The 8,564-nt window shown below is 58.4% G+C and carries 7 protein-coding genes; 4 read left to right on the forward strand and 3 right to left on the reverse strand.

Annotated features, from left to right (window positions below):
• The first annotated feature begins 64 nt into the window (after positions 1 to 64).
• From HKK55_RS06390 to HKK55_RS06405, 4 genes are all read left to right on the forward strand, one after another.
• Positions 65 to 748, forward strand: a complete 684-nt coding sequence (locus tag HKK55_RS06390; protein ID WP_169353864.1) for an isochorismatase family protein — start codon at positions 65 to 67, stop codon at positions 746 to 748.
• A gap of 45 nt (positions 749 to 793) precedes the next feature.
• Entirely contained in the window at positions 794 to 1,420 is a 627-nt protein-coding gene (ycaC, locus tag HKK55_RS06395) for an isochorismate family cysteine hydrolase YcaC (RefSeq protein WP_169353865.1), read from the forward strand.
• 191 nt (positions 1,421 to 1,611) lie between these two features.
• A complete protein-coding gene (locus tag HKK55_RS06400; RefSeq protein WP_169353866.1) occupies positions 1,612 to 3,054 on the forward strand; it encodes a mechanosensitive ion channel family protein in 1,443 nt (480 codons plus the stop codon).
• A gap of 103 nt (positions 3,055 to 3,157) precedes the next feature.
• Positions 3,158 to 3,595: a carboxymuconolactone decarboxylase family protein gene (locus HKK55_RS06405; protein ID WP_169353867.1), complete on the forward strand. Its 438-nt coding sequence runs from the start codon at positions 3,158 to 3,160 to the stop codon at positions 3,593 to 3,595.
• Between the two features lie 871 nt (positions 3,596 to 4,466).
• On the opposite strand, the gene HKK55_RS06410 is transcribed toward HKK55_RS06405, so the two are convergent.
• From HKK55_RS06410 to HKK55_RS06420, 3 genes are all read right to left on the reverse strand, one after another.
• A complete protein-coding gene (locus HKK55_RS06410) occupies positions 4,467 to 6,626 on the reverse strand; it encodes a TonB-dependent siderophore receptor (protein WP_169353868.1) in 2,160 nt (719 codons plus the stop codon).
• 143 nt (positions 6,627 to 6,769) lie between these two features.
• Positions 6,770 to 7,501: a sugar phosphate nucleotidyltransferase gene (locus HKK55_RS06415; RefSeq protein ID WP_169353869.1), complete on the reverse strand. Its 732-nt coding sequence runs from the start codon at positions 7,499 to 7,501 to the stop codon at positions 6,770 to 6,772.
• A gap of 15 nt (positions 7,502 to 7,516) precedes the next feature.
• Positions 7,517 to 8,509, reverse strand: a complete 993-nt coding sequence (locus tag HKK55_RS06420) for a kinase (RefSeq protein WP_169353870.1) — start codon at positions 8,507 to 8,509, stop codon at positions 7,517 to 7,519.
• Between the last annotated feature and the right edge of the window lie 55 nt (positions 8,510 to 8,564).

Consider the following 8,564-nt stretch of genomic DNA (forward strand, 5'->3'; position numbering starts at 1 on the left):
CACGACAGCCAGGCCGGTTTACCGGCCAAGGATGGCTGTTGCCCAGAGAAAAGAGGAAAGCCCTATGACCCTTCACGCACCGGCCAACTTCAACGGCCACAAGCCAACCATCGACGCCAGCGACGCAGCGATGTTGTTGATTGACCATCAGAGCGGCCTGTTCCAGATCGTCAAGGACATGGACGTGCCGCAATTGCGCGCCAATGCCATTGCCCTCGCACGTGCAGCAACCCTGTTGAACATGCCCGTGATCACCACCGCCTCTGTGCCCCAGGGGCCCAACGGTCCGCTGATCCCCGAGATCCACCAAGCCGCGCCTCACGCTCAATACGTGGCTCGCAAAGGTGAAATCAATGCCTGGGACAATCCTGAGTTCCACGCCGCAGTTAAGGCCACCGGCAAGAAAACCCTGGTGATCGCCGGCACCCTGACCAGTGTGTGCCTGGCGTTTCCGTCCATTAGCGCGGTGTATGAAGGCTACAAGGTGTTTGCCGTGGTCGACGCCTCGGGCAATCACTCCAAGTTGGCCACTGACCTGAGCATCGCCCGCCTGGCCCAGGCCGGCGTGGTGCCCATCGATATCATGGCTACGCTGTCTGAGCTGCAAGGCAGTTGGAACCGCCCGGATGCCGAGCAATGGGCACAGGTTTACACCCAGGCAATGCCGCACTACCAACTGCTGATCGAAAGCTATATCAAGGCCCAGCAGGTGGCGAACGAACACGAAGTGCTGGATTCCCAGCGCTGAGTGCAACCGCAATACCTACCTTCATTGATGAAAGAGGACTACCCCATGAGCACTCCCTACAAGCGTCTCGACAAGGACAATGCCGCCGTTCTGTTGGTGGATCATCAAGCGGGCCTGCTGTCCCTGGTGCGTGACATTGAACCGGACAAGTTCAAAAACAACGTGCTGGCCCTGGCTAACCTGGCCAAGTACTTCAAGCTGCCAACTATCCTCACCACCAGCTTCGAAACCGGCCCCAACGGCCCGCTGGTGCCGGAACTCAAGGCGCTGTTCCCGGACGCGCCGTACATCGCCCGTCCAGGCCAGATCAATGCCTGGGACAACGAAGACTTCGTCAAGGCCATCAAGGCCACTGGCAAGAAGCAACTGATCATCGCGGGTGTGGTGACCGAGGTGTGCGTGGCGTTCCCGGCGCTGTCGGCCCTGGCAGAAGGATTTGAGGTGTTTGTGGTGACGGATGCTTCCGGCACCTTCAACGAAATCACTCGTGACGCGGCCTGGGATCGTATGTCGGCCAACGGCGCACAACTGATGAATTGGTTCGGCGTGGCGTGTGAGTTGCATCGCGACTGGCGCAACGATATCGAAGGCTTGGGTGCCTTGTTCTCTAACCATATCCCGGACTATCGCAACCTGTTCACCAGCTATAACGCGTTGACCGGCGCTAAATAACAGCACACCAGATGTGGGCACGGCTTGTGTGGGAGCTGGCTTGCCTGCGATAGCATCGCCTCGGTATTACTGAAAGACCGAGGCGCTTGCATTGCAGGCAAGCCAGCTCCCACATGAACCGTGCCCACACTGCTTTTGCGGCGCACTCTTTTTCATGCGATCTTCATCCCATTCGCCCTGGAGTCGCCCGGATGCCCTCATTTATCGCTGATCACCCGATGTTCTGCGCCCTGGCGCTGATCCTGATCGATCTTCTCCTGTGGCGGCTGATCGCCACTAATGCAAGCAACTGGAAGCTGGTGGTGCGGCTGGTGATCTTTGCTGTGTTCAGCGCCTTGCTGTTCAACGAAGGCATGAACCCGATGCAGGTCGCGCCTTGGGTGGAGAACGTGCCGTTGCACCTGGCGGCCACGGCGTTGCAGATCGGTTGGTGGCTGTACGCCGCGCGTACCCTTACGGTGTTGCTCGGTACGGTGATGATGCAGCGGGTCGGGCACGGCGGGCGGCTGCTGCAAGACCTGATAGGCGCGGTGATCTTCCTGATTGCGATCATTGCCGCCATGGCCTACGTGCTCGACCTGCCGGTCAAGGGCGTGTTGGCCACCTCCGGCGCGGTGGCGATCATCGTCGGCTTGGCGTTGCAAAGCACATTAAGTGATGTGTTTTCCGGCATCGTGCTCAACACCACCAAGCCCTATCAAGTGGATGACTGGATCTCCATCGACGGCACCGAAGGCCGGGTCACCGACATCGACTGGCGTGCCACGCGGCTGCAAACCTCCCAGGGCAGCATGGCGGTGATTCCCAACTCGTTGGCGGCCAAGGCCAAGATCATCAACTTCTCGCGCCCGGCGGATATGTTCGGGCTGGCGGTCAGTGTGCAAGTCAGCCCCCATGCGCGGCCGCAAGTGGTCATCGAAGCCCTGGAGCGGGCCATGCAAGGTTGCCGGCCACTGTTGGTCAAGCCGGCGCCCAGCGTCGCCTTCAAGACCTCCGTCAGTGGCGGGGTGGAATATGAAATCAGTGGTTTCGTGCCGGCCATGGGGCAGAAACGCGAAGTGCGCAACCAGCTTTACGACTTGGCTTATCGGCATCTTGCAGCGGCGGGTGTGAGCCTGCTGTCGGCCACCGAAGGGGCCACGCCGGCGGCCACATCACGGGCGCGGGCACTGCTGGAAAGCTCGAATATCTTCTCCACCCTGCGTCAGGAGGAGAAGGAAACCTTCAGCCAGAACATGACCCTGAAAACCTTCCGTGCCGGGGAGATGATCCTGCCGGCCGGAGAGGTCAGCGACCACCTGTTTATTGTCGAGTCCGGCGTGGTCTCGGTGATCTTGAGCAAAGGCGGGCACAAATTCGAAGCCGGACGCATGGGACCGGGGGAAGTCATCGGCGAGGGCGGGATCCTGTCTGACCAGTCAGTGCCGGCGGACTTCACGGCCAAGACCTATTGCACGCTGTACCGGATTGAGAAGGAATACCTCAAGCCTTGCCTGGATGCGCGCCACGACATTGGCGAGGCGATGAAAAACCTGCTGGATTTCCGCTTGCATGCGGCCCAGAACCTGACTCAGGAAGCGCCGGTAGTGCCGGTGAAGAAGGGGTTCTTGCAGTGGCTGCGTAGCCGAACCTGACGTTGGGGCATTGGCTACCTGTTCTTCCCCCGAATTGGCTATTTGTCCGGGGCAGTGGGGTGACTAAGCTGGGCACCACTTCCTACTGTCTTGGAGTATCACCATGCACGCTCGTACCGACTTTTACACTGCTTCGCCTGATGCCATGAAAGCCATGCTTGCCCTGGAGGCGGCTGTCGGCAAGCTGTCGCTGGAACTGCCGTTGCTGGAGCTGGTGCGCCTGCGGGTTTCGCAGATCAACGGGTGTGCGTTTTGTCTGGACATGCATACGGCTGATGCCCGTAAAGGCGGGGAGACGGAGCGTCGGTTGTATACGTTGTCGGCTTGGCGTGAGACGCCGTTCTTTACTCCGCGTGAGCAGGCGGCGTTGGCTTGGGCAGAGAGTTTGACGTTGATCAGTCAGACGCATGCTTCGGATGAGGATTATGCGCGGGTTGCTGCGGAGTTTAGTCCGAAAGAGCAGGTGGACTTGAGTGTGGCGATTGCTACGATTAATAGTTGGAATCGGTTGGCGATTGGGTTTCGCAAGATGCCTAAGTAATCAGGGGGACGTGGCGGCCTGGTAGCCGACCAGGCTGTTTGGTTGTTTGAGTACATATCCATTTCTTCGGTGATGGCTACCTATGGTTCCGCTCTTACAGCGGGTCACTTTTGGCAAACGCCCCAAAAGTAACCAAAAAGTCTTGCCCCACCATTCGGCGCCTCGCCCAGGCTCGGCGTGCCCTCACTCTGGCATTGCTCCGTGGGCCGCCGCGACGGGCCATCCATGGCCCAACGCGGCTATCCCGGCATCCATGCCGGGATGCCCACTGCGCAATGCCTGCGTTCGGCCATCATGGTTAACGGGGCCGGATAGATCAAAATCAAAAGCACGGCGGCCTGAAAGCCGACCTGAGTGGTAGAAGCAAAGGCAAGGTCCAGCAAGGACCAGAGCGAAAGCAGATCTGCTTTTCTGTGGGAGCTGGCTTGCCTGCGATGCAGGCAACTCGGTCTTTCAGGAACACCGAGGTGATGCCATCGCAGGCAAGCCAGCTCCCACAGTAGACCGTGCCCGTTTTTGATTTTGCCTTCGCTTCACACCACTCAAGCCGGCCGGTAGGCCGCTGTGTTCTTGATCTGCTTTTGACTTTGATCTTAGGCGCCCCGTTAAACCACGATGGCTGAACGCAGGCATTGATCCGTGGGTAAACCGGCAGGACGCCGGTTTAGCCGCACTGGGCCATGGATGGCCCATTGCGGCGGCCCACGGAGCAATGCCGGAGTGAGGGCACACCGAGCCTAGGCGAGGTGCCGAGTGGTGGGGCAAGAGCGTTTTGCTTACTTTTGCGCTGTTCAAAAGTGAGCCGCTGTAAGAGCGGAACCAATAGCAGCCGTTACCGCAGCAACGGATATACCCCCCAAAACCGCCTACCTCAAAAATTAACCGAAGCACTCAACCGAGCCGTCAACGGCGCCCCTTGGAACAAATAATCATCCCCCAGATACTCCCCTGCATCCCGCCAATAACGCTTGTCAAACACGTTATCCACCGTCAACCGAAAAACAGTCTCATACCCCTCGATCCGCGTGGTGTAACGACTCCCCACATTGAAGATTGCATAATCCCCGACCTCAACCTGCCCAGTACGATTGGCATACTTGCTGGCGCTGTACTGCACCCCACCAAGCACCGCCAGCCCGTCCACCCAGGGCAAGGCATAGTCAGCATACAAACTGGCCCGCAGCTTTGGCACGTTGATCGCCTGATGGCCCTCATATTCCGGCGTACCACTGCCACTGACCCGAGCCCGAATAGCCGCAGCACTGGCCGCAATCTGCAAGCGCGACGTCACCCAACCGTTGGCAGACAACTCCAGTCCGGTGTTTTTCTGTTCGCCCTGTTGCACGTAGGTGTAGGTGCCTGCGTCATCCGGCTTGGCGTATTGATAGGCCTGGCGTGTCTGGAATACGGCGGCGGCAAAACTGATACGGCGCCAGTCGTATTTCACCCCGGCTTCGATTTGGCGGGAGACGGTAGGGGCGAGGGTTTCGAAGCTGTTGAGGGCAAACCAAGGTGCTGTGCCGCCCAAGGACAAGCCCTTGCTGTAGCTGGTATACAGCGACAGATTCTCCACTGGCTTGTAGATCAGTGCTGCCTGGGGCAGGAACACGTACTGTTGGGTGTGACGTGACGGATTGCCGTCCTTGTCGAAGGCGTGCTCGTCGAGGCGCACTTCGCGGCCACCCAGTACGGTCTGCCATTGTTCGTTGAGGCTGATGCGATCGGTCAGGAACAGCCCGTATTGACGGCTATCGAGACGGCGGTGACTATCGTTAAGCTTTCCGCTATAGCGGGGAAAATTTTCCGGCTCCTGATCGATATTGCCGATGCCGATAAATTCATTGATCGGTTCTCGCTGGTTCACTATTTGGCGAAATGCACTCGTGCCAAATGTCAGCTCATGACCCAGGCCTGCGGTATTGAACAGCCCGGTCATTGCCGCCTGTACTTCGTCATTACGTCGAGTGTCATCAGGACTACGGAAGTCGTAGATGCCGTAGTCACCATTCGGGCTGAAGTAGTTGCCATTACCTGCCGTATCACCGCCCCACGCAAACGAACTGTAATCATCAATCACCACCTTGCTGCGCGAGGCACTGACACTGCCTTTCCACTGGTCGCTGAAACGATACTCAAACTTGCCATTGAGGTTCAGCGAATCAATGCCCACCTGATTGGCACCGCTCTGATGCCCCAGCAGTTTTTTCGGTGAAGCGTGATGCGGCAACTCCGTACCCCCGAGCAACTGGTATCCAGGCACCGAACGCTGTTGCTTGTTCTGATACTCGACGTCCAGTTGCAACAGCGCATCCGGGCTGATGCTCCAGTCAAAGGCCAGCGACAGGAAGTCCCGCTGGCCATTGGCGTGTTCGACATAAGAGTTGAGGTCTTCATGGGCCACGTTGGCCCGCAGGCCGAATTGTTGCTCGCTGCCAAACCAGCCACCTACATCCGTGGCGATATAGCCGCTGCCGCGATCGTCGGTGGACACCGTCACCGAACGCACATCTTCCGGGCGTTTGGTCACGTAGTTGATCACGCCGCTGGGTTCGGAAATGCCGCTTTGCAAACCCGACAAGCCCTTGAGCAATTCCACCCGCTGTTTGTTTTCCAGGGCGACGTTTTGCTCACCGGTGATGGTGCGGCCATTGATCTTGTAACTGCTGGCAGCATTCAGGGAGAAGCCGCGTACCACGAAGTTTTCGTAGTAGCCGATGGGCGCATAACTTTCACCCACTGAGGCGTCATTACGCAGCACTTCGCTGAGCAGGCGCGCCTGCTGATCCTTGATCATTGACTCGTTGATCACCGTTATCGAGGCCGGTGTATCCAGCAAAGGTGCTTCGTCAAAACCACCCACCGAGGCGCTGCTGTTTTGATAGCCGGAAGGTGTGTCGCCCTCGATTTGGGTGGGCGCAAGCTCTAAGTCTGTGGCACGGCTGGTGGAGCTCGTGGCCATCAGCAGGCTGGCGGTCATGAGGTTGAGGGCGAAACGGCCCGTCAGGGCAGATGAGCGATACAGCATAACCATGGAAAGCTCCCGGACTACCGCAGTCCCTTGCCAGATCAAACGTGCGGGCACGGTCAATCTTCAGGGCGCAGTGGATGATTCAGGCTGGAAAGGGGGGGCACTATACCCAAAGCCAGGCTTTTGGGGGCAATTGTGGTTCGGTGCTATGGGTATCTGATGGCCGGGAGAGGGAGCAGGGCGCCGGCGCGGTGGTAATCGTGTGGCAAGCCGATGTCGATAAAGCTGCCCGAGGTTTCAAACCCCAGGAGTGGAGTACCGTTGTCCATCAGTTTGGGCAGCAGTTGTTCTTCCAGAGACAGGACCTGGCCGGGCTGATAGTCCAGGTGGTTCAGGCTGGTGCGGCGGACCCAGTACACCCCGCCATTTGCCAGTGCCCCGAGCTGGCCGCGTTGGGATGCGAACCTGTGGATATGACCATCGGTGTCGATATCAATGCCCATGTAGCGATCGGCTTCGCTCGCTCGAAATAGCGCCAGGCAGACGCCCGCGCGATGTTGTTCGGCAAACTGCTGGAAGGCCATCAGGTCTAGGGCGAACCAGGTGTCGCCATTGAGCAGCAGGAAACTCTCCTCACCCTCCGTCAGATGCTCAAGGGCCAGCAGCAGTCCCCCGCCGGTGCCCAGGGGCTGTGATTCGAAGGCATACGCAATCGGTACCCGGCGATAGCCGTTACCGAAGTGATCGACGATCACGTCACCGCGATACCCCACCGACAGGATGAAGCGCTCGATTCCCTGGTCTATCCAGTAGTCCAGTAAGTACTCGAGGAACGGCCGACCTTCGATCGGGGCCATGGGTTTGGGAACATCGGTCACGACACTGCGCAAGCGGGTACCGAGGCCTCCGGCGAGAATCACAGCGGTACGTGTTTTCATGCAAGGGACTCTCGATCAAAGCCCATTGGGCTGGTACAGCACGATCCGGCTGCCGGAGTGTTCGAACTGAAAGGGCACATGCACCAGGTCGCGCAGGCTTTCGCGAACCCTGGCCTGGAGTTCGGGCTTGACGAACAACAGCATGAAGCCGCCGCCACCGGCGCCCAAGAGCTTGCCGCCTATGGCGCCTGATGATCGGGCGATGGTGTAGAGATGGTCCAGATCAGGGTTACTGACCTTGTTCGACAAGGTTTTTTTCAACTGCCAACTGTGATCCAGCAGTTCACCGAAGGCTTCCAGCGGCCCCGAGCCCTGCAGAATGTCGAGCGCTTCGTCGACCATGGCGTGGATTTGGGTCAGCTCCACATGCCGTGCGGCGAGGTTATCGATTTTTGATTGGGCGATTTGGGCAGCGATCCGTGAGAACCCGGTAAAAAACAGCATCAGGTGTGTTTGCAATGCCTCCAGGCGAGCCTTGGGTACGATGGTGGGGGTGACATTAAAGCCGCCTCCCCGCAAGAAATCGATTCGGTTAAAGCCGCCAAATGCTGCGGCGATTTGATCCTGGGAGCCAACACTTTCGGCGATGACCCGTTGCTCGACATGGATAGCCAGTTCAGCCAGGGATTCGTGGGAGATGTGTTGGCCTTGCAACGCCTTGATGGCATGCAGCAAACCGACAGTGAATGATGAACTGGAGCCCATGCCCGAGCGGGCAGGCAGGTCGCCATCGACATGCACTTCCAGGCCTTCATCGCAGCCCAGATGTCCGAGTACTGCACGTACCGCCGGGTGTTGTATTTCACTGGGGTGCATGACGTTTTCGATACGCGAATAAACGATCCGGTATTTGTGGTCAAAAAAAGGTGGCAGGTGTCGACAGCTGATGTAGCAGTACTTGTCGATCGAGGTGGACAGTACGGCGCCGCCATGGTCCTGGTACCAAGCCGGATAATCGGTGCCTCCGCCAAAAAAGGAGATGCGATAGGGGGTGCGAGTAATGATCACAGGTGAAGGGCTCCCGATAGGGCCGCCAGGAAGTCAGATTGGAAATAAAAGAATG

The sequence above is a fragment of the Pseudomonas sp. ADAK18 genome (assembly GCF_012935695.1).
GTDB lineage: Bacteria > Pseudomonadota > Gammaproteobacteria > Pseudomonadales > Pseudomonadaceae > Aquipseudomonas.

Excerpts from the sequence above, each read along its gene's own strand:
- HKK55_RS06390 (WP_169353864.1), top strand. The coding sequence starts at position 65 with ATGACCCTTCACGCACCGGCCAACTTCAACGGCCACAAGCCAACCATC.
- ycaC (WP_169353865.1), top strand. The coding sequence starts at position 794 with ATGAGCACTCCCTACAAGCGTCTCGACAAGGACAATGCCGCCGTTCTG.
- HKK55_RS06400 (WP_169353866.1), top strand. The coding sequence starts at position 1,612 with ATGCCCTCATTTATCGCTGATCACCCGATGTTCTGCGCCCTGGCGCTG.
- HKK55_RS06405 (WP_169353867.1), top strand. The coding sequence starts at position 3,158 with ATGCACGCTCGTACCGACTTTTACACTGCTTCGCCTGATGCCATGAAA.
- HKK55_RS06410 (WP_169353868.1), bottom strand. The coding sequence starts at position 6,626 with ATGGTTATGCTGTATCGCTCATCTGCCCTGACGGGCCGTTTCGCCCTC.
- HKK55_RS06415 (WP_169353869.1), bottom strand. The coding sequence starts at position 7,501 with ATGAAAACACGTACCGCTGTGATTCTCGCCGGAGGCCTCGGTACCCGC.